The following is a 26,616-nucleotide window of genomic DNA, read 5'->3' as shown; positions in this document are numbered from 1 at the left end:
ATGCCCTCGCGGGCATCCGGCCTTTTTTTTGCGTGGAGCCGCGGCCTTGCCGCTAGGCGGGATCGAGCGCCAGCAGGCGGCTCTTCACGGTGGCGCCGAACTGCGCGTCGCGAATGATGTCCAGGTGGCCGGTGCGCGCCACGACCTCGGTCGAGAGCACGCGCGCGCGGTCCGGCCAGCGGCGCAGGGCACCCGGCGCCCGCAGCGAGCGCTCGGCATGGAACACCTGCACCGGCAGTTCCGTCCTGGCCTCCTGGTAGCGCGCGGACTGCACGCGGCTGTCGAGCGTGGCCCACAGCAGGTATTCGTAGGCCTCGTCACCCGCACCATCGAGCGGCGACACCCAGGCCGGGGCCAGCAGTTGCTCGGCCACCCAGGTCCGCTCGGCCTCGGTCATGCGGGCGAACAGCTCTTTCCATTGAGCCGCCATGTCCGACTTGGCAAGCCATGCGGCCAGCACCTCGTCGGCCCGCAGGCGCTGCGCCGGCGCCAACGTGCCCGCCGGAACCATCGGTTCCGACTCGAACACATCGACCGCGCCGAAGAACATGATCTCGATGCGCCCCTGCAGCTGCCGCGCCACCTCGAAAGCCAGGTCGCCGCCCAGCGACCAGCCCAGCAGTGCGCAGCGGCCCCCGGTGGCGGTTGCGACGATGAAGTCCGCGTATTCGGCCGCGAGCTCCCGAATGGCAAAGCCGCGCCAGCGCTTGCGCGTGTAGACGTGGCTCACGAAGGCATACACCGGCCGGTCACCCTGCACCGCGCGAGCCAGCGGCTGGAACTCGCGCGTGTTGACGATCAGGCCGGGCAGGCAGAACAGCGGCACGCCCGTGCCGCCCGCATGCAGGCACACCGCATCGTTGGCGCTGTCGGCCCGTTGGTGCACGCGCGCGGCCAGCTCGCGGAGGCTGCTGGCCTGCATCACATCGGCCAGGCTCAGGTGGCTGCCGCCGGGCAGCTGCTTGCGGACGAGCGCGATCAGCTTCAGGCTCAGGAGGGAATCGCCGCCCAGCTCGAAGAAGTTGTCGTTGCGCCCCACGCGTGCCACGCCCAGCACCTCGCGCCAGACTCCGGCCAATGCCTCTTCGACATCGCCTTCTGGTGCCTCGTGGGCGCGTTCGCTGCCCAGCCCTTCCGGCTCCGGCAGCGCCTTGCGGTCCACCTTGCCATTGGCGTTCAGCGGCAGGCCGTCGAGCACGGCGAAGGCGCGCGGCACCATGTAGTCGGGCAGCACCTGTGCGAGGCGTTCCTTGAGCACCGCGCTGTCGACGGCCCGGCCCGCATGCGCCGCGAGGTAGGCCACCAGGCGTGCGCCCGCCGGGCCGTCCTTCGCCACGACGACGGCCTCGCGCACTTCGGGCTGCGCCAGCAGTTGCGCCTCGATCTCCCCCAGCTCGATGCGCAGCCCTCGGATCTTCACCTGGTGGTCGATGCGGCCCAGGTATTCGAGCTGCCCCTCGGCGTTCCAGCGCACCAGGTCGCCGGTGCGGTACAGCCGGCCTCCACCTTCGCTGTCGAACGGATCGGCCACGAAGCGCTCGGCGCTCAGGCCCGGCCGGTTCAGGTAGCCGCGGGCCAGGCTCACGCCGCCGAGGTACAGCTCGCCCGCGACCCCCTGGGGCACGAGGTTGAGTTCGGCATCCAGCACATGGGCGCTGGTGTGGCTGATCGGCTGGCCGATGGGCACGAGGCTCTGGCCATCGTCCCGGCAGGTCCAGCGCGTGACGTGGATGGTGGTCTCGGTCGGCCCGTAGAGGTTCTGCAGCGTGGCGCCCCTGAGGCGCTGCAGCGTCTCCTTCTGCGTCTCGGCCGGCATCGCCTCGCCGCCGCAGATGATGTGGCGCAGCCGCGTGCTGGCCTCGATGCCTTCGTGCGCGAGGAAGGCCTGCAGCATCGAGGGCACGAAGTTGAGCGTGGTGACCTGGTGGCGCTGGATCAGTTCGACCAGCCGGGCCGGATCGCGGTGGTCGCCAGGATTCGCAACCACCAGCCGCGCGCCCGCGGTCATCGGCCAGAACAGCTCCCACACCGAGACGTCGAAGCCGAACGGCGCCTTGTGCAGCACGGTGTCGCCCTGGGTGAGCCCGTAGGTGCGCTGCATCCAGGCCATGCAGCTGTGCAAGGCATGGTGGCGGATGGCGGCGCCCTTGGGCTGGCCGGTGGAGCCGGAGGTGTAGATGACGTAGGCGAGGTTCTCGCCGTGCAGTGCGACCTGGGGATCGGCGTCGGATTCGCCGCCGAAATCGAGGCTGTCGATTTCCAGCGTGGCCAGGCGGCTGCGGTCGTGCAGGCAGGCGTGCGTGGCGCGGTGGGCCAGCAGCAGTTCGATGCCACTGTCCTGCACCATGTAGGCCAGGCGCTCGGCCGGGTAGTCCGGGTCCAGCGGCAGGTAGGCGCCACCGGCTTTCAGAATGCCGAGCAGGCCCACCACCAGTTCGACCGAGCGCTCCATCGCGATGCCCACCAGTGCGTCGGGCTTGACGCCCAGGGCGATCAGGCGGTGCGCCAGGCGGTTGGCGCGGCGGTTGAGCTCCGAGAAGCTCAATGCCTCGTCGGCGAAGAGCAGCGCGGTGGCGTCCGGCTGCAGTCGGGCCTGCCGCTCGATCATGCGGTGCACGGGCTCGGCCTCTGGCTCGCGCTGCGTGTTCATGCTCCATGCCGCGAGTTGCGCCTGCTCGGATGCGCCGAGGAGTTCGATGTCGCCCACGGCATGCCCGTCATCTCCGGCCAGCGCACCAAGCATCGCGACGTAGTGCGCGGTCATGCGTTCGATGGTGGCGGGCTCGAACAGCTCCGACGCATAAATGAAGCTCGCATGCAGCCGCCCGTCCACATCCTCGCTGGTGCTCAGCACCAGTTCGAACTGCGCCACCGGTGCCGCGAGCGGATACTCTTCCAGTTCAAGGCCGGGCAGTTGCTTCAACGTGCGGGAGTCGGTCCGCTCGTGGCTGAACATCACCTGGAACAGCGGGCTCACGCTCAGGCTGCGCTCGGGCTGCAGCGCCTCCACCAGTTGCTCGAACGGCAGGTCCTGGTGCGCGTGCGCGCCCATTGCGGCCTCCTTCGCCTGCGCCAGCACCTTCGCGAGGCTCATGCGGCTTTCGACCGCGCTGCGCATGACCTGCGTGTTGACGAAGAGCCCGATGACGCCTTCCGTTTCCGCGCGATGGCGGTTCGCTACCGAGACGCCCACGCGGATGTCCTGCTGCCCGGTGTAGCGGTGCAGCAGGGCCTGGAACGCGGCCAGCAGCACCATGAAGAGCGTCGCGCCCTGAACGCGCGCGCGCTTGTGAAGGCCTTGCACCAGCTCGGGCGGCAGGTCGACGCCGTGCCGGGCAGCGGTGTAGTGCCCACTCGGCCGCCGGCTGTGGTCCGTAGCCAGCTGCAGCGCCGGGTTGCCGGTGCCGAGGCGTTCGGTCCAGTAGGCGAGCTGCCTGTCCTTCTCGCCCGCTTCCAGCCAGTTGCGCTGCCATGCCGCGTAGTCGATGTAGCGGACCGGCAGCGGCGGAAGTTCCAACCCATCGCCACGCACCCGCGCGCGGTACTGCGCCACGAACTCTCCGACCAGCAGGTGCAGCGAGCTTCCGTCGGCAACGATGTGGTGCATCACCAGCACCAGCACATGCACCTGCGGCGCGAGCCGGATGACGCCCACCCGCATCAGCGGGCCTGTCGTGAGGTCGAAGGGCGTGGCGCTCAGGCGGCGGGCTTCCTCGCGCGCACGCGCTTCCACATCACCCTGCGCACCAGCCAGGTCGATCACCGGGATGCCGAGATCGGCGTGGTCCTGCACGATCTGTTCGCACAGCCCCTGCGCGTCCGCCTGGAACACCGTGCGCAGCGACGCATGGCGTTCGACCAGCGCCGCAAAACTTTTCTTCAGCGCCTCGATGTCCAGCGACCCATGTAGCTTCAGCGCGCCCGAGATGTGGTACGCCGTGCTCTTCGGGTCCAACTGCCACAGGAACCACTGGCGCAACTGCGCGTAGGAAAGTTCGGCCTTGGTTTCAGGCGGCAGGGCCACGATGGGCAGCTTGGCGAAGTCCACGCCCTGCTTCTGCAAGAGACCGAGAAAGGCCTTCTGCTTGCCCCGCGGCAGGCGCGCGAACCGGTCCGCGATGCTGTGCTTGTCGATCTCCATCAATCCTCCAGGAGGTCGAGCAGTGCGGCCATCTGCGCGAGGTCTTCAGAACCTCCCGCCGCCGCTGTGCCCACCTCTTCCTGCACGGCGCCGGCCATCGCGGCCAGCGTCGGGTTTTCGAAATAGCGCTTGAGGGGCAGCCGCACCGCGAACTGCTTCTGCACCTTGGTCTGCACGGCCAAGAGACTCAGCGAGTGGCCACCCAGCTCGAAGAAGTTGTCGTTGCGGCCGACGCGCTCCGCTTCGAGCACTTCGGCCCAGATGGCGGCAAGTGCTCTCTCCACCTCTCCCATGGGCGGCGCGTACGCACTGCCGCCCGCAAGCTCCGGATCGGGCAGCGCCTTGCGATCGACCTTGCCGTTCGAATTCAGCGGCACGGCATCGAGCACCATGAGAGCCGCCGGCACCATGTAGTCCGGCAGCTTCTGCAGCAGCCGCTCGCGCAGCACCGCGGCATCCACCGTCTGCCCTGCCCGCGCGGACACATAGGCCACCAGCCGCGTGCCGCCCGCGCCCTCTTTCGCCAGCACGACCGCTTCGCGCACCTCGGGCTGCGCGAGCAGCTGCGCCTCGATCTCGCCGAGCTCGATGCGGAAGCCGCGGATCTTCACCTGGTGGTCGATGCGCCCCAGGTAGTCGAGCTGCCCGTCGCCGCGCCAGCGCACCAGGTCTCCGGTGCGGTACAGACGCCCACCCGCCGCACCGAAGGGGGCGGCAACGAAACGCTCCGCGCTCAGGCCGGCCCGGCTCAGGTAGCCGCGCGCCAGACCCGCGCCCGAGACATGAAGCTCGCCCGCCACGCCGACGGGCAACGGGTTGAGGTCGCTGTCGAGCACCCACAGGCCGAGGTCCGGAATACAGGCGCCCACCGGGCTGCTCTGTTCGTCGAGGTCGGCGCGCACGATCGGCCTGTAGGTCACGTGCACCGTCGTCTCGGTGATGCCGTACATGTTGACCAGCTGCGGCTGCTGGTCGCCGAAGCGATCGATCCATGGGCGCAGGCTCTCGGGTTCGAGCGCCTCGCCGCCGAAGATCACGCAGCGCAGCGGCAGGCGATCGCCCGCGGCCAGCGCCGCGCTGTGAATCAATTGACGGAAGGCCGATGGCGTCTGGTTCAACACGGTGACCCGCTGCTCGCGCAGCAGCGCCACGAAATCGTCGGGCGAACGGCTGACCCAGAACGGCACGACCACCAGCTTGCCGCCGGTGCACAGCGCGCCGAAGATCTCCCACACCGAGAAGTCGAAGGCATAGGAGTGGAAGTTCGTCCACACGTCCTGCGCGCCGAAGCCGAACCAGGGCTGCGTCGATTCCAGCAACCGCGTCACGTTGCGGTGGGTCAGCTGCGTTCCCTTGGGACGGCCCGTGGAGCCCGAGGTGTAGATGACGTAGACCAGGTGATCGCCATACACCGCCACCTCGGGCGCATGCGAGGGCTCCGCGCTCAGGTCGGCCGTGTCGAGCGCCAGCACGCGCACGTCGTCCTGCAGCGGAAGCTTGGGCGTCACATGGCTTTGCGTCAGCAGCAGGCGGATGCCGCTGTCCGCGATCATGTAGGCCAGGCGATCGGCGGGGTACTCGGGATCGAGCGGCACATAGGCGCCGCCGGCTTTCAGGATGCCGAGCAGGCCCACCACCATCTCGATGGAGCGCTCCACCGCGATGCCCACCTTCACCTCCGGCCCCACGCCAAGGCCGATCAGCCGGTGCGCGAGCCGGTTGGCGCGTGCGTCGAGTTCGGCGTAGCTCAGGCTTTCATTGCCGAAGACCACCGCCGTTGCATTCGCATGCAATGCGGCCTGCCGTTCGAACCAGCGATGCACGGGCAGTTCGGTGTCGCCGGAGTGCAGCTCTTTCACTGGCTCGGGTTGCGGTGAATCGTCCTCGTCCTGCAGCCCGATGTCGCCCACCCGTGCACCCGGTGCGGCGTGCGCAAGCGCTTCGAGCAGCGCTTCCATCCGGCGCGCCAGCGTCCGAACCATCGCCTCATCGAACTGGCTGCGCGCATGGCTGTAGCTCAGCACCAGTGTCTCGCCCTGGTTCACCGAGAGGGTCATCGGGTAGTTCGTCTCTTCGCGATTCCATACCTCGCCGAAGCGCAGCCGATCCGGCGCGCCCTGCGTCAGCGCCTGGTCCAGCGGATAGTTCTCGAACACCACGATGCTGTCGAACAGGTCTTGGCCGCCCTGCCCCGCCCAGCGCTGGATCTCGTAGAGAGGCGTGTGCTCATGCGCCTGCGCACCGAGGTTCCGGGCCTGCAGCGCGCGCAGCCAATCGCCCACGCGCTGTGCCGGCTGCAGCGTGGCGATCACCGGCAGCGTATTGATGAAAAGGCCCAGCATCTGCTGGGCACCGGGCAGCTCCACGGGCCTGCCCGCCACGGTGGCGCCGAAGCTCACCGTGCGCTGCCCCGTGTGGCGCGCGAGCAGCAAGGCCCATGCGGCCTGCACCAGTGTGTTGAGGGTCACGCGTTCGCGCTTCGCCGCTTCCATCAGCGCGCACGTGCGCTGCGCTCCGATCTCGCAGCGCTGCATGCCATGACCCGCCTGCGCATCGCGCGGCTTGGGCAGGGCGTTGGCGAGCCACGTAGGGCCTTCGATGCGGCCCAGCTGTTCGCGCCAGTAGCGCTCGTCGGCCTCGCCGTCGCGCTGCTGCAGCCACGCGATGTAGTCCGCGTAGCGCCCGCCCTGGGATGCGAGGGCTTCGCCGGCATAGTGCCGCAGCATCTCGCCCATCAGCTGCGAGGTGCTCCAGCCGTCCAGCAGCAGGTGGTGCATGGTCCAGATGAATTGATGCTTGCCGCCCTGCGCGTGCACCAGCACGAGCCGCATCAACGGTGGCTGCGCAAGGTCGAATCCCTGCGCGAGCTGTGCCTGCGCCAGGTCGTCGAGCGCATGAGCCACGTCGGCACGGTCTCGCCAGTCGTGCTCGGCCATCGGCAACTCGATCTGCCGGGCCACCCATTGCAAGGCAGGCTCACCCACGAGAAAGCCGGTGCGCAGCACCTCGTGGCGCTCCAGCAGCGCGCGCCATGCGGCCTTGAAGCGCGCGACGTCGAGCCCGTCGATGTCGACGCGCAGCTGGTTCACGTAGGCGCTGCCGCCGGGCGCATACAGGCTGTGGAACAGCATGCCGGCCTGCATCGGCGAAAGCGGGTACAGGTCCGCGAGGTTCGCTGCCGGAACCGGCAAGGCATCGAGCTGCTGCGGGCCGATGCGCGCCAGCGGAAAGTCCGACGGCGTCACGCCCTCTGCGCCGCTGGTGCAATGCGCCACCAGCGCCTCGAGCTCCCGCTGGAAGCGCTGCACCCAGCCTTCCACGGCGCTGCGGTCGTGGCGCGCCTGGCTGTAGCTCACGCGCAGTGCCAGCACGCCTTCGTGGACCTGGCCGTTGACCGCGAACTCGTGCGTCAGCGGTGCGCCGGCATCCACCGGCGCGCCGCTCGGTTCCTGGGCCAGCACCCATTGCGCGCGCTCGTCGAAACCGGCGTCGAACTGGCCGAGGTAGTTGAAGACCACCTGTGCACGGGGCAACGCGCGCAGCGCCTGTTGGTGCGCGGCGCTACCGAGGTACCTGAGCACGCCGTGCCCCAGCCCCTTGTCGGGAATGCGGCGCAGGCTTTCCTTCACCCGCTTGATGGCTTCGCCCGGTTCGTCCAGTGGATCGAGCGCAACCGGGAACAACGTGGTGAACCAGCCCACGGTACGCGACAGGTCGATGTGGTCGAACAGGTCTTCGCGGCCATGCCCCTCCAGATCGACCAGCACCTTGGCGTGGCCCGCCCATGCGCACAGTGCACGGCCCAGCGCGGTCAACAGCAAGTCGTTGGCCTGCGTGCGATAGGCCGCGGGTGCGTCCTTCAGCAGCGCCTGTGTCGTCGCCCTGTCCAGCCGGAGTTCGACGGTCTGCTGATCGGCGACGGTGTTCGATCCCTCGGGGCGGGCGCACGGCAGGCTGGCGGGAACGTCCGCCAAGGCCTGCCAATGGCCGACCCCGTCGGCATGGCTCTGAGCGTAGCCCTGCAGCGCGGTGGTCCAGTCCTTGTAGCTGCTGCTCTTGGCCGGCAGCACGATGGCCTGGCCCGCGAGGCGCTGGCGGTAGGCGTCCTGCAGATCTTCCAGCAGGATGCGCCAGGACACGCCATCGACCACCATGTGGTGAATGGCCACCAGCAGCCGCGATTCGCCGCCCGGCAGTTCGACAGCGAGCGCGCGCAGCAGCGGTCCGCGCGCGAGATCGAGGCTGCGCTGCGCTTCGTCGCAGAGCGCTTCGAGTTGCGCCGCGTCGCGGGCCTTGCGCACCCACAGCAGTTCGGCGAGTTCGCTTTCCGGCATCGCAGTGTAGTGCTGGTGCCATGCGCCTTCGGCGTCCTGGTCGTAGCGCAGGCCCAGGCTGTCATGGTGCTGCACCACTGCGCGCAATGCCTGCCCGAAGGCCGGCAGCTGCAAGGGCTCGCGGCATTTCAGCAGCACTGCCTGGTTCCAGTGGTTGCGCACCGGCATCTGCATTTCGAAGAACGCATGCTGGAACGGCAGCAGCGGCGCCTCGCCCTCTGCATCGCCGGCAGCCGTGCGCTTCGCATCGCCCACCGGTTCGGCCGCGCCCGCAAGCTGGGCCACGGTCTGGCGTTCGAAGATCTGCCTGGGGCTCACCTTCCAGCCCGCGAGGCGCAGCCGCGCCACGATCTGCAGGCTCAGGATGGAATCGCCGCCCAGCTCGAAGAAGTTGTCGTTCCGGCCCACGCGCGCGAGGCCGAGCACGCCGGTCCAGACCTTCGCGATGGCCTGTTCGGCCTCGCCCTGCGGCGCTTCGTACGCCTTCTCGTCCTGCAGGAGTTCGGGCTCCGGCAGGGCCTGCCGGTCGACCTTGCCGCTCGGACTCAGCGGCAGCGCGCCGAGCACCACGATGGCCGAGGGCACCATGTAGTCGGGCAACGCCCGCGCGAGCCGATCCTTCAGTGCCGCCACGTCGACGGATTGCCCCGCCTTCAGCGACACATAGGCTGCGAGCCGCGCGCCGGTCGGCCCATGGCGCGCAATCACCACGGCTTCGCGCACTTCGGGCTGGGCCAGCAGCTGCGCCTCGATCTCGCCCAGCTCGATGCGGAAACCACGGACCTTCACCTGGTGGTCGATGCGGCCCAGGTATTCGAGCTGGCCGTCGTCGCGCCAGCGCACCCAGTCGCCCGTCCGATACAGCCGCCCGCCGTCCGCGCCGAAGGGATCCGCCACGAAACGCTCGGCCGTGAGCGCGGCGCGATGCAGGTAGCCGCGCGCCAGGCCCGCGCCGCCGAGGTACAGCTCGCCCGCGACGTTGCGCGGCACGAGGTTGAGGTCGGCATCGAGCACGCGCGCACTGCGGTCGCCCACGGGTTGTCCGATGGGTGCGTAGCCTTCTTCGAAACTCGCCGCCCCATCGACCTTCCACAGCATCGGCGTCACCACCGCTTCGGTGGGGCCGTAGCCGTTGATCAGAAGCTCGGGCTTCAAGTGCCGGCGCACCGCGTCGAAGCCTTCGCGCGACATCGCCTCGCCGCCGAAGGAATACAGCTGCACCGGCGGGCAACGACCGGTGTCGCGTGCCCAGTCTGCGAGCTGCCGCAGGTAGGCCGGGGGAAAGCCGGCATTGGTCACCCCGTGGCGCTGCATCGCGTCCAGCGTCTGCTCGGCGGTCCACAGTGATGCATCGCGCAGCAGCAGCGAGGCGCCGCAGCACAGGGCCGTGAAGAGGCGCTCGTGCGCACCGTCGAAGGAGAACGAGAGAAAGTGCAGCTCGCAGGACTGCGGCCCCATCTCGTACAGCACGGCCGTTTCCACGCAATGCGCGGCAAAGGGTCCGTGCGACACCATCACGCCCTTGGGCATGCCTGTCGAGCCCGAGGTGTAGATGATGTAGGCCAGGTTGCCCGCATGCACCGGGATGCCGGGCGAATGCACCGGCTCGGCGGACAGGTCGAGCGTGTCGAGCTGCAGAACGCGCACATGCTCGCCGCAGGGAATGCGCGCCTTCACATGGCTTTGCGTCACGAGCAGGTCGATGCCGCTGTCCGCAACCATGTAGGCCAGCCTGTCCGCGGGATACTCCGGGTCCAGCGGCACGTAGGCGCCACCGGCCTTCAGGATGCCGAGCAGGCTGATCACCACGTCGAAGGACCGCTCCACCGCAATGCCGACGCGCGTGTCCGGGCTCACGCCGAGCGCGACCAGCCGATGGGCCAGGCGGTTGGCGCGGCGGTCGAGTTCGCCGTAGCTCAGCCCCTCGTCGCCGAACAGCAGGGCCGTGGCTTCGGGGCGCTCGCGGGCCTGCCGTTCCATCAGGCGATGCGCGGGCTCGCTGCCCTGGCCGGCCGGTGCATTGACGCCCCACTGCGCGAGCCGTTCCTTCTCGGCGGGTGCGAGCAGGTCGACGTCGCCGACCGCCTGAGCGGGGCTCTCGGCCAGTGCACCGAGCACCGCCAGGTAGTGCCCCGCCATCTGCGCGATGGTCCCCGCGTCGAACAGCTCCTGCGCATAGTGGAAGCTGGCCTGCGCATGGCCCTGCGCGTCTTCGAGAACGCTCAGCGTGAGTTCGAACTGAGCGGCCTGGCCGCCCAGCTCATGATCCTGCAAGGTCAGGCCGGGCAGGTTCTCCAGCGCGCGCAGGTCGCGCCGCTGGTGGTTGAACATCACCTGGAACAACGGGGCGGTGCCCAGGCTGCGCTCGGGCTGGAGGGCCTCCACCAGTTGTTCGAAAGGCAAGTCCTGGTGCGACTGCGCACCCAGTGCGGCATCGCGCGTGGCTTCCAGCGCCTGCAGCAACGTCGTGCGGCTGGTCAACACATTGCGCAGGACCTGCGTGTTGACGAAGAATCCGATGACCTTTTCGGCCTCCACGCGATGGCGGTTGGCCACCGGCACGCCGACGCGGATGTCCTGTTGCGCGGTGTAGCGGTGCAGCAGCACCTGCAGCCCCGTGAGCAGCACCATGAAGAGCGTCGCGCCCTGGGCCTGCGCGCGCTTGTGCAGTGCATCCGCCACCTTCTGCGGCAGAGCGACGTCATGGCGGGCGGCGCGATACCGGCCGTCCGTGCGGCGCGGGTGGTCCGTCGGCAATTGCAGCACCGGGTGCTCGGCGCCGAGATGCGTTTTCCAGTAGTCGAGTTGCCGCTCTTTCTCGCCGGCCTCCAGCCAGTGCCGCTGCCAGACGGCGTAGTCGGCGTACTGGATCGGCAAGGGCGGCAGTCGCGACGGCTGCCCATTGGCCCGCGCGCGGTAGTGCGCCACGAACTCGTCCACGAGAATTTTCAGTGACCAGCCATCGGACACGATGTGATGCATCACGACGACGAGCAGGTGCGTCTGTTCATCCAGGCGGATGAGCGCGACCCGCAGCAATGGATCGGCCGTCAGGTCGAAAGGTGTTTCGGCAATGCGCCGGGCTTCTTCCTGCGCTCGCGCATCGCGCTCGCCATCCGCGAGCGCACCAAGGTCGATCAGCGGAATGTCCAGCCCCACGCGCTGCTGCACCACCTGCTCGACCAGGCCTTCGGCATTCGCGCGGAACACCGTGCGCAGCGATTCATGGCGTTCGACCAATGCGTCGAAACTCGCCTGCAGCGCATCGCGGTTCAGCGCGCCCTGAAGCCGCAGCGCACCCGAGATGTGATAAGCCGAGCTGCCTGGCTCCAGTTGCCAGAGGAACCACTGGCGCATCTGGGCATACGAGGGCGCGCAGGCGGCGCGCGCCGCCTCGTCGCGCGCCAGGATCGGAAACTGCCCGATGGTCAGCCCCTCGGCGCGGATCTTCTGGTACACCGCCCGGCGCTGCGCCGGGTTCAAGCGCGAGAAGCGCTTGCCGATCTGGTCATGGGTGGCCGCGATGTCCATCAGGCGATCTCCAGGCTGTCCATGAAGGCGTCGATGTCGGAGAGAGACTGGGCCACGGGTTTCCTTTCGCTGGCGTCTGCAATGAGTCGGGCCATGTCCATGAGGACGGGCTGCCTGAAAATGTCGGCGACGGTCAGGTCCGCATGCATCGCGCCCTGCGCCCGGGCGACCACCTGCACGGACATGAGCGAATGCCCGCCGAGCTCGAAGAAGTTGTCGTGGCGGCCCACGCGCGCCACACCGAGCACCTCGGCCCAGATCGCGGCGAGCGCTTCTTCCATGGCACCCTGCGGCGCCTCGTAGGCCTGGGCGCTCCCGCGCTCGGGCTCGGGCAATGCCTTGCGGTCGACCTTGCCGTTGGGATTGAGCGGCAAGGCCTCCAGCACCACGATGAGGCCGGGCACCATGTAGTCGGGCAGCGCCTGGCCGAGCCGTTCGCGCAAGCGCGCGGTGTCGACGACCTGCCCGGCCTGCGCCGAGACATAGGCCACGAGCCGCGCGCCGCCCGCGCCCTGGCTCGCGACGACGACGGCCTCGCGCACTTCGGGCTGAGCGAGCAATTGCGCCTCGATCTCGCCGAGCTCGATGCGGAAGCCCCGGATCTTCACCTGGTGATCGATGCGTCCCAGATAGTCGAGCTGGCCTTCGCTGTTCCAGCGCACCAGGTCGCCGGTGCGGTACAGCCTGCCGCCGCCTTCGCCGTCGAACGGATCGGCCACGAAGCGCTCGGCGGTCAGTGCCGCGCGCTGCACGTAGCCGCGCGCGAGCCCCGCGCCGCCCAGGTAGAGCTCGCCCGCGGCGCCCGGCGGCATGAGGTTCAGCTCGGCATCGAGCACATAGGTCTGCGTGTCGTCGATCGGCCGCCCGATCGGCACCTGGCTGCGCCCGTCGTCGCGGCAGGTCCAGTGCGTCACGTCGATGGCGGCTTCGGTGGGGCCATAGAGGTTGTAGAGCGCGGCCTGCGGCAGCCGCCGGAGCACCTCGTTCTGCGCTTCGGCCGGCAGTGCCTCGCCGCTGCAGACGATGCGCCGCAGGCTGGTGCAGGCGTCGACGCCCTGGTGCGCCAGAAAGGCCTGGAGCATCGAGGGCACGAAGTGCAGCGTCGTCACCTCATGCATGCGAATCAGCTGCGCAAGGCGCGCGGGTTCGCGGTGATCGCCGGGGTTGGCCACGGCCAGCCGGGCGCCGAACATGAGCGGCCAGAAGAATTCCCACACCGACACGTCGAAGCTGAACGGCGTCTTCTGCAGCACGGTGTCCGCTTCGCCGAGCTTGTAGGCCTGCTGCATCCACACCAGGCGGTTGTAGAGCGAACCATGGCGGTTGGCCGCGCCCTTGGGATGGCCTGTCGAGCCCGAGGTGTAGATCACATAGGCGAGGCTCTCGCTGTCGAGCGCCACCACCGGGTTGCTTTGCAGGCAGCCGCCGAGGTCCAGCGTGTCGAGCGCGAGCACCGGCACACCGGCCTGCGGCGGCAGGCGCTCTTTCAGGCGAGCTTGCGTCAGCACCAGGGCGAGCCCGCTGTCTTCCACCATGTAGGCGATGCGGTCCACCGGGTATTCCGGATCGAGCGGCACGTAGGCGCCGCCCGCCTTCAGGATCGCCAGCAGGCCGACCACCAGCTCGGCGCTGCGCTCCAGCGCCACGCCGACCTTCACCTCGGGGCGTACCCCCTCTTCGATCAGGCGGTGCGCGAGTTGATTGGCCCTGCGGTTGAGTTCGCCGTAGCTCAAGACTTCCGTGCCGAAGATCAGCGCGGTGGCATTCGGGCACTCCGCGGCCTGTTGCTCGATCAGGCGATGCACGCATTGCGCTTCGCCGCGGCGATGGGTGTTGACGCCCCATTGCGCGAGCCTGGCGCGCTCCGCATCGCCCAGCAGATCCAGTTCGCCGAGCTTCGATGCGGGCTGGCCCACCAGCGCTTCGAGCACGCGCTTGTAATGGCCAGCCATGCGCTCGACAGTCTCCGGCTCGAAAAGCTCGGCCGCATAGCGGAAGTTGGCGCGGATGCCGCCGTCTTCGCGTTCGATGGTTTCCAGCGTCAGCTCGAAGGGCGCCGCACGCTCCTCGAGATCGATGCGCCGCACCTGCAGACCGGGCCAGCCGCGCAGCGGGCGGTCGCCCTGCCCCAGGTGGTTGAACATCACCTGGAACAGCGGCGCAGCGGCGTGTCCTTGCTCCGCGCGCAGCGCCTGCACCACGCGTTCGAACGGCAGGTCCTGGTGCGCCTGGGCTTCGATCGAGGTATCGCGCACCTGCACCAGCAATTCGGCCAGGCTCGTTTGCGCATGCAGGCGCGCATCGAGCACGAGCGTGTTGATGAAGATGCCGATGACGCCCGAGGTCTCCGGACGGCTGCGGCCCGCCACCGGCACGCCGACGCGAATCTCGTTCTGGCCTGTGTAGCGGAACAGCAGGGCATGGAAGGCCGCGAGCAGCGCCATGAACAAGGTACCGCCCTGCGCACGCGACAGCTGCTTCAGTTCCCGCGCGAGGCCGGCCGGAATGTCGAGCGAATGCTGCGAAGCGCTGTAGCGGGCCTCGGCGGCGCGTGGCCGGTCGGTGGTCAGCACGAGCACCGGCTGGCTGGCGCCGAGGCGCTTGCGCCAGTAGGCCAGCTGCCGCTCGCCTTCGCCTTCACTGTTCCCAAGCCACTTGCGCTGCCACAGCGTGAAGTCGACGTAGCCGATCTCCGGCTGGGGCCGCGTGTCCTGCCGGCCCTGCGTTCGCAAGGCGTACGCCTGGGCAAGGTCGTCGAGCATGAGCTGGACCGACCAGGCATCGGAAATGATGTGATGCATCATGAGCAACAGCTGGTGCTCGCCATCGGCCATCTTCAGCAAGGCGCAGCGCAGCAAGGGGCCGGCCGTCAGGTCGAAGGGCGCACGGCAGACTTGGATCACCGCTTCGTCGTAGCGGGATTCGCGCGCATCGGCATCAAGCACGCTGAGATCGGCGAAGGGAATGTCGATGCGAACGTCTGCCTGAACGCGCTGCTCCGGCAGCCCTTCGGGGCCGGGGCCGAACACGGTGCGCAATGCTTCGTGGCGCCTGGCGAGCGACTGCATCGCATCCTGCAGCGCCGCCACATCGAGTGGCCCCGAAAAACCCAGTCCGCCACCGACGTGATAGGCCGTGTTCGCAGGATTCAGCTGCCACAGGAACCACTGGCCCTGCTGCGCAAAAGACACAGGCACGGGGCCGGCAACGTGGCCGCGCACGATGGCCTCGCGCGCAGGCGCCGCATTGCCGCCCTGTTTCAAGCGGCTCTGCAGCATGCTCAGCTGCGCGGGCGAGAGCCTGGCGCGCCGTTCGGAAAGAGGGGATGTTTCGCTCATGATGAAAAACTCGCGGTGATGCGATCCGCTGGCGGATGCGGGTCGTCGGCGGCCGGGGCTTCGCGCTCGATCTCCTCGATCAGCCGCAGCTCGACCAACGCGGCCAGCTCGGCCACCGTCGGTGCCTTGAAGAAATCGGCCGGTTGCAGCTCCACGCCGTAGGCCTTGCGCACGCGGGACAGCAGGCGGATCGCCAGCAGCGAATCGCCGCCCAGCTCGAACAGGTTGTCGTGCGCGCCCACGGGTGCGATGCCGAGGGCTTCGGTCCACAGCGCGGCCAGCCCTTCTTCCAGTTCGCCATCGGGCGCGGCATAGGGTGTGGGCAACGGGGGGCGCGCATGGCTGGCGCGGGCTTCGGTTGGCGTTTCAGCGCCCACCGCGTCGAGCAGGTTGCCGAGCGGACGCAGGCGCGGCGCCAGCGGCGACACGGAGACCACCGTCTGAGGCAGGTCGGGGCCGTTGACGATGCGCTCGAAGGCGAGCACGCCGGTGCGCTCGTCGAGGCCGACGCCTTCGGGCAGGTCCATGTCGGCCGCGGCGCCGACATCGCGCCAGGCATCCCAGTTCACCGAGAACACCGGCAGCGCCGACGTGCGGCGGTGGGCCGTTGCCAGTGCATCGAGATAGGCGTTGGCGGCGGCATAGTCGCTGCGGCCCAGGCCGCCGACGAGCGTGGCGATGGAGGAGCAGAAGAGCACGAAGTCCAGCGGCTCGCCGCGCAGCGCATCGAGCAATGTGCGCGCGCCCGCCACCTTGGGCGCGAAGGCTGCTTCCACCTGCGCCCGGGTGCGCTGCACGATCATGCCGAGCCCCGGGTCCATCACGGCGTGCACCACGCCGTTGACCGCGCCGAAGCGCGCATGCGCCGCCGCCAGGGCTTCGCGCAGCTGGGCGGCGTCGGTCACGTCCGCCGTCACCGTGAGCACTTGCGCGCCGGCGGTTTCGAGTTCGATCAGTTGGCGCAGCTTGCGGCGCAATGCCGCGGGCTGGTCGGTCGAGGCGGCGATGCGCTCCCAGTCGACGCGCGCGGGCAATCGCGTGCGGCCGAGCAGCACCAGCCGGGCCTTCCATGCGCGGCTCAGATGCCGCGCCAGCGCCAGGCCGACGCCGCCCATGCCGCCGGTGATGAGGTACACGCCGCCTTCACGGAGCCGCGGCGTGGCGGGCTGGGCAGGCAGCGGTTCGTAGTTCTTGATCCAGCGATGCGGTCCGCGATAAGCAACAACAAAGTCGTCCAGCGCGGACGCCGCCTCGTCGGCAACCCGGCGTGCCAGGTCGCTTTCGGCTGCGCTTTCCGGTGCGGGCAACACCACGTCGACGACGCGGCAGGCGATCGACGGATATTCCTGGCCCACGACCTTGGCGATGCCGAGCAGGGTTGCCTTCTCGGGTGCCAGCACCTCGGTGCCGGAGACGTCCTCGAGGCCGTCGGTGACGATGGTCAGCGCCATTGGCGTGCGGCCCGATCCGCCCAAGGCGTCGAGCGCATGCACGAGCGCGAGCAGGCTGAAGTACCCGGCTTCGGAGGCGCCTGCATGCGGCGGCGGCACGGACCGGCCGCCGTCGAGGCTCCACAGATGATGAATGCGATGGACAGCGCCCGCTTCGGCTTCCACTTCCCGCAGCAGGGCTTCGTGGTCGGCGCGTTCGCCTTGTCGAAGCGTGTATTGCCGCGGCGCGGTGCGCGCAAAGCGCGAGCCTCGCAGTGCCAGCACCACCTGTTCGCCGCGTTCCCGCAGCGTGCGGGCCAGCCGGTCGGTGAAGCTGTCGATATCGCCCAGGATCAGCGTGCAGCCCGTGCGGTCGGCCTGCTCTGCGGCGGGCGGCAACAACGGCGTGCTTCGCTGCCAGTTCGGTGCATAGAAAAGATCGGCGGCGGCAGCCGGCGACGACGGCCGTGCGGCGGCCCCGGCCTCGACCCAGAAGCGCTGGCGCTGGAAGGCATAAGTGGGCAGCGGCACGCGGCGCCTCTCGCCGCCTTCGTGGCATGCGGACCAGTCGATGTCGACGCCGGCGGTCCACAGGCCCGCGACGGCGTTCGCCAACTGCTGGGTGTTGCGCGCGGTCTGCTGTGCATGCGCCTGGCTGGCCCACAGGCCCGCGGCCGAGCTGCTGCCCGGATGCTGGCGCGCGAGCCCGGTCAGCGTTTCGCCGGGACCGACTTCGAGCACCACGCGGCCGGGCTTGCTGAAGATGTGACGCAGGCCATCGGCGAAGCGCACGGTGTTGCGCAGGTGCCGGCCCCAGTACGCGGGGCTGGTCGCCTCCTGCGCGGTGATCGGTTCACCGGTCAGGTTCGAAATGAAAGGAATGCGCGGCGCGCGACGCGGCACCGATGCGACCAGTTCCTCCAGCGCAGCCACCGCCGGATCGACCAGCCGCGAATGGAAGGCCACGGCGACATACAGGCGGCGCGGCAGATGCTGGCGCGCGCGCAATGCTTCCTCGGCATGCGCGATGGCTTCGGGCGTACCGGCCAGCACGCAGAGCTGCTCGCCGTTCACCGCCGCAAGGTCGCAGCCTGCCGCAAGGAAAGGCGCGAGCTCGGCTTCAGGCAGCGGCACCGCGAGCATGGCGCCGGTCGGCAGCGCCTGCACGAGGCGCGCGCGCTGCGCGACGATGCGCAGCGCGTCTTCCAGAGAAAAGACACCCGCCACGCAGGCAGCGACGTATTCGCCGAGGCTGTGGCCCATCATCAGCGCAGGCTTCACACCGCAATGCAGCCACCACTGCGCCATCGCATACTCGACGGCAAAGAGCGCCGGCTGCGCAACCTCGATGTGGAACAGGCGCTCGTTCGCCAGTGCTTCTTCGCCGGCGGCGGGAAACAGCAGCGGGTGCAGGTCGATGCCGCTTTGCGCGCGCAGCAATGCGATGCAGCGATCGAGTGCCTCGCGGAACACGGCGTGCTCGCGATAGAGTGCCGCGCCCATGAAGGCATGCTGGCTGCCGCTGCCCGGAAACATAAAGACCACCTCCGGCGCGCAGACCGGTGCCTTGCGCGGTGCAGCGGCGGGAGCCGACAGCATCTGTGCGGCCATCTCCGGATCGTTCGCCACCACGGCGCTGCGCCATGCAAAGGCGCGGCGCCCGGTTTGCAGCGTGTGGGCCACGTCTTGCAGAGGCTGTGCGGGCTGTGCCTGCAGATGCGCCGCGAGCTGGGTGCGGCCTTGCGCCCAGGCCGCCTCGCTCTTGGCCGACACGGGCAAGACTTGCCAGCCCGGCGCCGTCGCCGCATTCGCGACAACCGGTGCTTCTTCGAGCACGACGTGCACGTTGGTGCCGCCGATGCCGAAAGAGCTCACGCCCGCACGGCGCGGCATGCGCCCGCCGGCCCACGCGCGCGCCTCGGTGTTCACGTAGAACGGGCTCGCCGCGAAATCGATCTGCGGATTGGGCTGTTCGAAATGCAGGCTTGGCGGCAGCACGCGGTGCTTGAGCGCCATCGTCGCCTTGATGAGCCCCGCCACACCGGCGGCCGCGTCGAGGTGGCCGATGTTGGTCTTCACGGAACCGATGGCGCAGAAACCGCGCCGCTCGGTGTCGGCGCGAAACGCCTGGGTCAGCGCGGCGATCTCGATCGGGTCGCCGAGCGTGGTGCCGGTGCCGTGCGCTTCCACGTAGCCGATGGTGTCCGCCGCCACGCCCGCGATGAGCTGCGCCGCGCGGATGACTTCGGCCTGCCCATCCACGCTGGGCGCGGTGAAGCCGACCTTGGCGGCACCGTCGTTGTTGGCGGCCGAGCCCTTGATCACCGCATGGATCGTGTCGCCATCGCGCAGCGCATCGTCCAGGCGCTTGAGCACGACCACGCCGGCACCGCTGCCGATCAGCGTGCCCGCGGCCTTCGCGTCGAAGGCGCGGCAATGGCCGTCGGGCGACAGGATGGCGCCGGCCTGGTAGCGGTAGCCGCCCTCCTGCAGCAGGTTGAGCCACACACCGCCCGCCAGGGCCATGTCGCAGTCGTGGCCCAGCAGCGCCTGGCACGCGGTGTGCACCGCGACAAGCGATGTCGAGCAGGCGGTCTGCACGGTGACCGCCGGACCGCGCAGGTCGAGCTTGTAGGCGACGCGGGTGCACAGCGAGCCGCCGGAGTTGCCGTTCATCAGCCCCAGCAGGTCGGCGATGCCGCTCTCCGCGCCGAGGCCGAAGGATGGAAGCAGGTTGCGGATCAGGTACAGGTTGGTGCCTTCGCCCGCATAGACGCCGACCTTGCCGGGCCAGCGCGCGACGTCGCAGCCGGCGTGTTCGAGCGAAGCCCAGGCGCACTCCAGGAAGACGCGCTGCTGCGGATCGAGGGTCTCGGCTTCGCGCGGCGTGTAGCCGAAGAAGCCGGCGTCGAACTGGTCGAAGCCGTCGAATGCCACGCCGGCCTTCACGTACTCGGGATCGTCCAGCAGGCTCTGCGGCACGCCGCGCGCGCGCAGTTCGTCGTCGGTGAAACGCGACACCGATTCCACGCCACCCTGCACGTTGCGCCAGAAGGCGTCCACGTCGTCGGCACCGGGAAAGCGCCCGGCCATTCCGACGATGGCGATCTCGATGCCCGTCGGTTCGGAGAGGTCTTGGGAGTTGGACATCAGTTCACTCTCTCTGCCGCCTTGCGGCGTTGAAGCATGGCGGCGCGCTGGCGCAACGCCCGGTCGTCGCCGGCCGTTGCCGCGGCGGCGGACGACGCGGCAACGGCCGGCGCCTGCTCGATCCACTGGGCCAGCGATTCGACGGTGGGGTACTTGAAAAGGTTGACCACGGGGATCGCGGCTTGCAGCCGGTCTTCCAGCAGCCGGTGGGCGCGGACCAGCAGCAGCGAGTGGCCGCCGAGATCGAAGAAGTTGTCGTGCTGCCCGACCTGTTCGACCTGCAGCACCTCGGCCCACACCGCGGCCACGGTTTGCGCAACATGGCCCTGTGGCGCTTCGTAGGCAAGCTCGCTGAAGAAGGCCGGTTCCGGCAGCGCCTTGCGGTCCACCTTGCCATTGGCGTTCAGCGGCAGGCCGTCGAGCACGGCGAAGGCGCGCGGCACCATGTAGTCGGGCAGCACCTGTGCGAGGCGTTCCTTGAGCACCGCGCTGTCGACGGCCCGGCCCGCATGCGCCGCGAGGTAGGCCACCAGGCGTGCGCCCGCCGGGCCGTCCTTCGCCACGACGACGGCCTCGCGCACTTCGGGCTGCGCCAGCAGTTGCGCCTCGATCTCCCCCAGCTCGATGCGCAGCCCTCGGATCTTCACCTGGTGGTCGATGCGGCCCAGGTATTCGAGCTGCCCCTCGGCGTTCCAGCGCACCAGGTCGCCGGTGCGGTACAGCCGGCCTCCACCTTCGCTGTCGAACGGATCGGCCACGAAGCGCTCGGCGCTCAGGCCCGGCCGGTTCAGGTAGCCGCGGGCCAGGCTCACGCCGCCGAGGTACAGCTCGCCCGCGACCCCCTGGGGCACGAGGTTGAGTTCGGCATCCAGCACATGGGCGCTGGTGTGGCTGATCGGCTGGCCGATGGGCACGAGGCTCTGGCCATCGTCCCGGCAGGTCCAGCGCGTGACGTGGATGGTGGTCTCGGTCGGCCCGTAGAGGTTCTGCAGCGTGGCGCCCCTGAGGCGCTGCAGCGTCTCCTTCTGCGTCTCGGCCGGCATCGCCTCGCCGCCGCAGATGATGTGGCGCAGCCGCGTGCTGGCCTCGATGCCTTCGTGCGCGAGGAAGGCCTGCAGCATCGAGGGCACGAAGTTGAGCGTGGTGACCTGGTGGCGCTGGATCAGTTCGACCAGCCGGGCCGGATCGCGGTGGTCGCCAGGATTCGCAACCACCAGCCGCGCGCCCGCGGTCATCGGCCAGAACAGCTCCCACACCGAGACGTCGAAGCCGAACGGCGCCTTGTGCAGCACGGTGTCGCCCTGGGTGAGCCCGTAGGTGCGCTGCATCCAGGCCATGCAGCTGTGCAAGGCATGGTGGCGGATGGCGGCGCCCTTGGGCTGGCCGGTGGAGCCGGAGGTGTAGATGACGTAGGCGAGGTTCTCGCCGTGCAGTGCGACCTGGGGATCGGCGTCGGATTCGCCGCCGAAATCGAGGCTGTCGATTTCCAGCGTGGCCAGGCGGCTGCGGTCGTGCAGGCAGGCGTGCGTGGCGCGGTGGGCCAGCAGCAGTTCGATGCCACTGTCCTGCACCATGTAGGCCAGGCGCTCGGCCGGGTAGTCCGGGTCCAGCGGCAGGTAGGCGCCACCGGCTTTCAGAATGCCGAGCAGGCCCACCACCAGTTCGACCGAGCGCTCCATCGCGATGCCCACCAGTGCGTCGGGCTTGACGCCCAGGGCGATCAGGCGGTGCGCCAGGCGGTTGGCGCGGCGGTTGAGCTCCGAGAAGCTCAATGCCTCGTCGGCGAAGAGCAGCGCGGTGGCGTCCGGCTGCAGTCGGGCCTGCCGCTCGATCATGCGGTGCACGGGCTCGGCCCCTGGCTCGCGATGCGTGTTGACACCCCATTGCGCAAGCCGAGCCTGCTCCGGCGCGCCGAGCAGGTCGATGTCGCCCACCGGCTGTTCGGGACGATCGACCAGCGCCCGCAGGATGGCGACATAGTGGCCGGCCATGCGCTCGATGGTGTCGCGCTCGAACAACTCGGCTGCATAGATCATCGCGAGCGACAGATGGCCGTCGGGCCTCTCGCGTGCTTCGAGCGTGAGCTCGAACTGCGCCGCGAGATCGGGCAGTGCATGGTCCTGTGCCGCGATGCCGGGCAGTTGCGCAAACGCGCGGTAGTCCTCGAACAGGTGGTTGAACATCACCTGGAACAAGGGCGTGTGGCTCAGGCTGCGCTCGGGCTGCAGCGTCTGCACCAGCTGCTCGAAAGGCAGGTCCTGGTTCGCCTGCGCGCCCAGCACGGCGTCGCGGGCCTGCGCCAGCACGCGCGACGCGCTCAGGCGGCCGTGGACCGGATTGCGCAGCACCAGCGTGTTGACGAACATGCCGACCACACCTTCGACCTCCATGCGGTTGCGGTTGGCAATGGGCGCACCGATGCGGATGTCTTCCTGCCCCGTGTAGCGATGCAGCAGCGACTGGAAACCTGCGAGCAGCACCATGAAGAGCGTTGCGCCCTGGGTGTCCGCCATGCCGCGCAGCTTGCCGAGCAGGCTGGCCGGCAGCTCGAAGGCATACCGCGCCGCGCTGTAGCCGGCCTGCGCCTGGCGCGGATGGTCGGTGCGCAGGTCCAGCACCGCCTGCGTGTCGCCGAGATGCGCGCGCCACCAGGCCAGTTGCCGTTCGCCCTCGCCTGCCGCAAGCCACTCGCGCTGCCAGAGCGCGTAGTCGGCGTACTGGATGCGCGGCGCAGGCAGTCGCCTGGCTTCTCCACCCAGATGCGAGGCGTAGCCGGCGGCCAGCTCGTCGATCAGCAACTGCATCGAGGCGCCGTCGGAAATGATGTGGTGCATCACCACGGCGAGCACATGGGTGTCGTCGGCGGTGCGGATCAGCGCGGCGCGCAGCAGCGGGCCCTGCGTCAGATCGAAGGGCTCGGCCTTGAGGCGCCGGGTTTCTTCTGTCAATTGCTCCTCGCGCTCCCCGCGCAAGTCGATCATCGCCAGCGGCACGGTGCCGGAGGTCTTGATCCATTGCTCCGCATGGCCATCGGCGCTGGCGCTGAATACCGTGCGCAGCGATTCGTGGCGCATGACGAGGTCATCGAGCGCGGCGCGCAAGGCATCGGCATTCAACGCTCCCGTGAGTCGAAGCGCGCCGCTCATGTGATAGGCCGCGCTTCGGGGATCGACGCGCCAGAGGAACCATTGCCGCTCCTGCGCATGCGAAAGCGGCATCGGCAGCAGCCGCCGTTCTGCCGAGAGCACGGGAATCGGCGCGAGCTGCGGGCGCACGCCTCGCGCCCGCAGTTGCCGGATGGCCGTTGCGCAAGCCTGCAGGCGCGGCTGCTCGAACAGCATCCGCGCCGGGAAGTCGATCTGCCAATGCGCCGAGATGCGCGCGGCAGCCTGCGTGGCCGTGAGGGAACTGCCGCCGCGGTTGAAGAAGTGGGCATCGCGAGCCAGCGCGCGGTCGTCGTCGCCATGTTTCCAGACCTCGCGCCAGATGTCGGCGACGGCCTGCTCGACCTCGTCCAGCGGCGCCTCGGGGGCCGCCCCGCTGGGCCCGCCCCGCACGAAGGCGCCGTGCTGGTAGACCGCATACGCGTCGGCAGTTCCGTCGATCCAGCCCGCGCGGCAGGCGCTGCGCTGCAGCTTGCCGCTGGTGGTCTTGGGAAGGCCGCCCGGGTTGAGCAGCAGCACGACCGACAGGGGCTCGCCGAACACCTCGCTCACGGCTGCACCCAGCGCATCGACCAGCACCTCTGGCGGCACCAGCTTCTGCATGCTGCGCGACACCTCTGCCGCCACGCCGATGCCTTCGCCGCCGGCACCCTGCACCGCAAAGACCGCGACCCGGCTCTTGCGCACCGCGTCGACCTCGGCCTCGATGAGCCGCTCGATGTCCTGCGGATAGATGTTGTGGCCGCGGACGATGATCAGGTCCTTGATGCGTCCCGTGACGTAGAGCTGGCCTTCGTGCATGAAACCGAGATCGCCGGTTCGCAGCCAGCGCCGGCCATCGCGCAGGACGAAGGTCTCGCGGGTCTCGCGCTCCTTGCCCCAGTAGCCGAGGCAGATGCTCGGGCCGCTGGTCCATATCTCGCCGATCTTTCCGGGTGCCGCCGGCAGCAGCGACTCGACGTCGACGATCTCGACGAGATGGCCTGGGGCCGCGACGCCGCAGCCGACCAGCATCGTGCCCTCGTCGGCCGGCGTGCCGGTGCCACGGGCCAAGCCGTCGGTGGAGAAGGTGCGCGCCGTCATGCCGTCGCCGCGCATACCGCCGGTGACGAACAGGGTCCCCTCGGCCAGGCCGTAGCAGGGGTAGGCCGCGCGCGGATCGAAGCCCGCGGCGGCAAAGCGCGCGATGAATTCGGTTTCAGTGTCTTCGCGGACCGGCTCCGCACCTGTGTAGGCCACGCGCCAGCTCGACAGATCGAGCTGCGCCAGCCGTGCATCGTTCACGCGCTCCAGACAGAGGCGGAAGGAGAAATCGGGCCCGCCGCTGTGAGTGGCGCGATGGCGCGAGATCAGCTCGAGCCAGCGCACCGGGCGCTCGAGAAAATAGCCCGGCGACGTGAGCACCAGCGGAATGCCGTTGTAGAGCGGCAGAAGCAGCCCGCCGATCAGGCCCATGTCGTGATAGAGCGGTGCCCAGCAGACGAACTTGTCTTCGGGCCTCACGCCCATGCCGTGCGTCATGGCCGCTTCGTTGGCGATCAGGTTGCCGTGCGACACCATCACGCCCTTGGGCGCCGAGGTCGAGCCCGAGGTGTACTGAAGGAAGGCAATGTCGTCTTCGGCAGGCTCGAAGGGCTTCCATGTATCGGCAAGCGTCGCGTCCACCGCATCGACGGCGATGATCTCCGCGTCGCCGAACTGGCCGGCGCCCGCGCTCATCGCACGCGAAATGGCGGCGGAGGTCAGCACGCAGCGAGCCTCCGAATCGGCGGCAATGCCGGTGAGCCGCGCCAGGTGCTGCGGCCGCATGGACTCGGGCGGAAACACCGGCACCGCGATCACGCCGCTGTAGAAGCAGGCCAGCATGCACACGGCGTAGTGGTCACCGTTGTCGAGCATGATGAGAGCGCGCTCGCCCTTGGCGAACTGCTGCTGCAGCCGGGCCGCAAGGGCGCGCACGCGGCGCTCGAAGACACCGTAGCTGATCGGGTCTTCGTGGTACTCGCCGTTCACGGTGCCAGCCACGGTGAGCCAGATGTCGCCCGGCCGCGTGCGTGCCAGCGCGCGCAGGTGGCCCACGAAGTTCCTGGGCTGCGGGTTTGCCTTTTGCGGCATCTCGGTCATGTCGTTTCTTCCTTTGCGCGCCAAGCGAGCGCGGCTGCATAGCCGGTGGGCGCCCTGAGCGCCACGGCTTGAAAATTCGTCCATTCGGGAACGGCGCATTCGAGAGCGAAGCGCCCGTTCGTGCCGGGCCGGATGCCGATCGATTTCAGGTGTTCGGCCACGCCGACGCCGATGGCCTTGAGCAGCGCTTCCTTGCCCACCCAGCAGGTGTAGAGCGCATGCAGCCGATCGGCGGCATCGCGTACTTCTTCGCACTCGCGCGCAGTGAATGCCAGTGACGAGATGGCCTCGACGTCGACATCGGCCTTGCACGCTTCGATGTCGATGCCGATCTCGCTCACCGTCCGTGCATCGCCCAGCGCGATGAGTGCATGCGACCCCGAGTGCGAGACGTTGAACTGCGGCGCGCCACCGTCTACACGCTCGATCAGCGGCTTGCCATGCAAGCTCGCCACAAGCGGCACCTCGGCGGGCTTGCAGCCCACGCGCCTTGCAAGCAGATTGCGAAGCGCGGTCCGTGTCGCGGTGAAACGCACGCGGTCGGCGGTTCTCGCGAACCTGTCTGCCTTTGCAAGCTCGTCGGGCGTCAGCACCCGCCGCGCCGCCGGCACCTCGACGGTCAGGCCGAAGTCGAGGCGATACACCTCGATGCCCGCGGGCAGCGGATCAGGCCAGGGCGTGAGATGCATGGCGATCTCGTGCGGCGACCTTGCCGAGGCGCTGCGAGAGCGCCGCCAGGAATGCCGTTTCCTGCTGGCGGAGGAAGAAGTGCCCGCCGCCGAACCAATCGAGCGAAAAGGCGCCACCCGCCTCGGCAGACCACGCGCAGATGCGCTCGGCTTCGATGTCGTCCTCGCGCCCCGCAAAGACATGCACCGGCATTGGCAGCGGCGGCTCGCCCGCGTATCGAAAGCCTTCGCAAACGCGGTAGTCGGCGCCGAGCACGTCGAGGGTGATGCGCATCAACTCGGCGCTGGCAAACACTTCTTCCGGCGTTCCGCCCTGCTTGCGCAAGTCGGCGATCAGCGAGGCTTCGCCGGTCTTGTCCGCGAAGCGGTCGGGATCACGCCGAGACGGCGCGGCGCTGCCCGAAGCAAGCAGCGCAACAGGCAATGCGCGCCCCATCGACCGCCATCGGCACGTCATGCCGTAGGCGAGCAATGCACCCATGCTGTGGCCGAAGATCGCGAACTCGCCACGCATGGGTTCGGCCTGCTCCACGCACAGTTGTGCGACGAGGCTGTCGAAATCCTGAACCAGGCTTTCCGCCAGGCGGCTCCCTCGGCCCGGCAGCTCCACGGGCACGATGCGGATCCAATGCGGCAGCAGGCGGCGCCAGCGCAGGTACATCGTGGCGCTGGCGCCCGCGCACGGCAGGCACAGCAGCGAGACACTCGTCTGCAC

At 69.1% G+C, this 26,616-nt stretch carries 7 protein-coding genes; all 7 read right to left on the bottom strand.

What is annotated here, in order from left to right; translation table 11 throughout:
• Positions 1 to 52 precede the first annotated feature (52 nt).
• The 7 genes from ACAM55_RS06510 to ACAM55_RS06480 are packed head-to-tail and all read right to left on the bottom strand — an operon-like array spanning position 53 to position 26,616.
• A complete protein-coding gene (locus ACAM55_RS06510) occupies positions 53 to 4,141 on the bottom strand; it encodes an amino acid adenylation domain-containing protein (RefSeq protein ID WP_369655222.1) in 4,089 nt (1,362 codons plus the stop codon).
• Entirely contained in the window at positions 4,141 to 12,006 is a 7,866-nt protein-coding gene (locus ACAM55_RS06505; RefSeq protein ID WP_369655221.1) for an amino acid adenylation domain-containing protein, read from the bottom strand. The genes ACAM55_RS06510 and ACAM55_RS06505 overlap by 1 nt, the downstream gene beginning before the upstream one ends.
• The gene (locus tag ACAM55_RS06500; protein ID WP_369655220.1) at positions 12,006 to 15,344 is read right to left on the bottom strand and encodes an amino acid adenylation domain-containing protein; all 3,339 of its coding nucleotides are present in this window, start codon (positions 15,342 to 15,344) and stop codon (positions 12,006 to 12,008) included. The genes ACAM55_RS06505 and ACAM55_RS06500 overlap by 1 nt, the downstream gene beginning before the upstream one ends.
• On the bottom strand, positions 15,341 to 19,924 hold the full coding sequence (locus tag ACAM55_RS06495) for an SDR family NAD(P)-dependent oxidoreductase (protein ID WP_369655219.1): 4,584 nt from the start codon (positions 19,922 to 19,924) through the stop codon (positions 15,341 to 15,343). Before ACAM55_RS06495 ends, ACAM55_RS06500 begins: the two co-directional genes overlap by 4 nt.
• Positions 19,924 to 25,212, bottom strand: coding sequence for an amino acid adenylation domain-containing protein (locus tag ACAM55_RS06490; protein WP_369655218.1), 5,289 nt, complete (start codon positions 25,210 to 25,212; stop codon positions 19,924 to 19,926). The genes ACAM55_RS06495 and ACAM55_RS06490 overlap by 1 nt, the downstream gene beginning before the upstream one ends.
• Positions 25,209 to 25,901, bottom strand: coding sequence for a 4'-phosphopantetheinyl transferase superfamily protein (locus tag ACAM55_RS06485; RefSeq protein WP_369655217.1), 693 nt, complete (start codon positions 25,899 to 25,901; stop codon positions 25,209 to 25,211). Before ACAM55_RS06485 ends, ACAM55_RS06490 begins: the two co-directional genes overlap by 4 nt.
• On the bottom strand, positions 25,879 to 26,616 hold the full coding sequence (locus tag ACAM55_RS06480) for a thioesterase II family protein (protein ID WP_369655216.1): 738 nt from the start codon (positions 26,614 to 26,616) through the stop codon (positions 25,879 to 25,881). Before ACAM55_RS06480 ends, ACAM55_RS06485 begins: the two co-directional genes overlap by 23 nt.

It is taken from the genome of Variovorax sp. V213, assembly GCF_041154455.1.
In the GTDB taxonomy this organism is placed as follows: domain Bacteria; phylum Pseudomonadota; class Gammaproteobacteria; order Burkholderiales; family Burkholderiaceae_C; genus Variovorax.
Note: the sequence above shows the minus strand (reverse complement) of the source record. Positions and strands in the feature narration are given on the sequence as shown.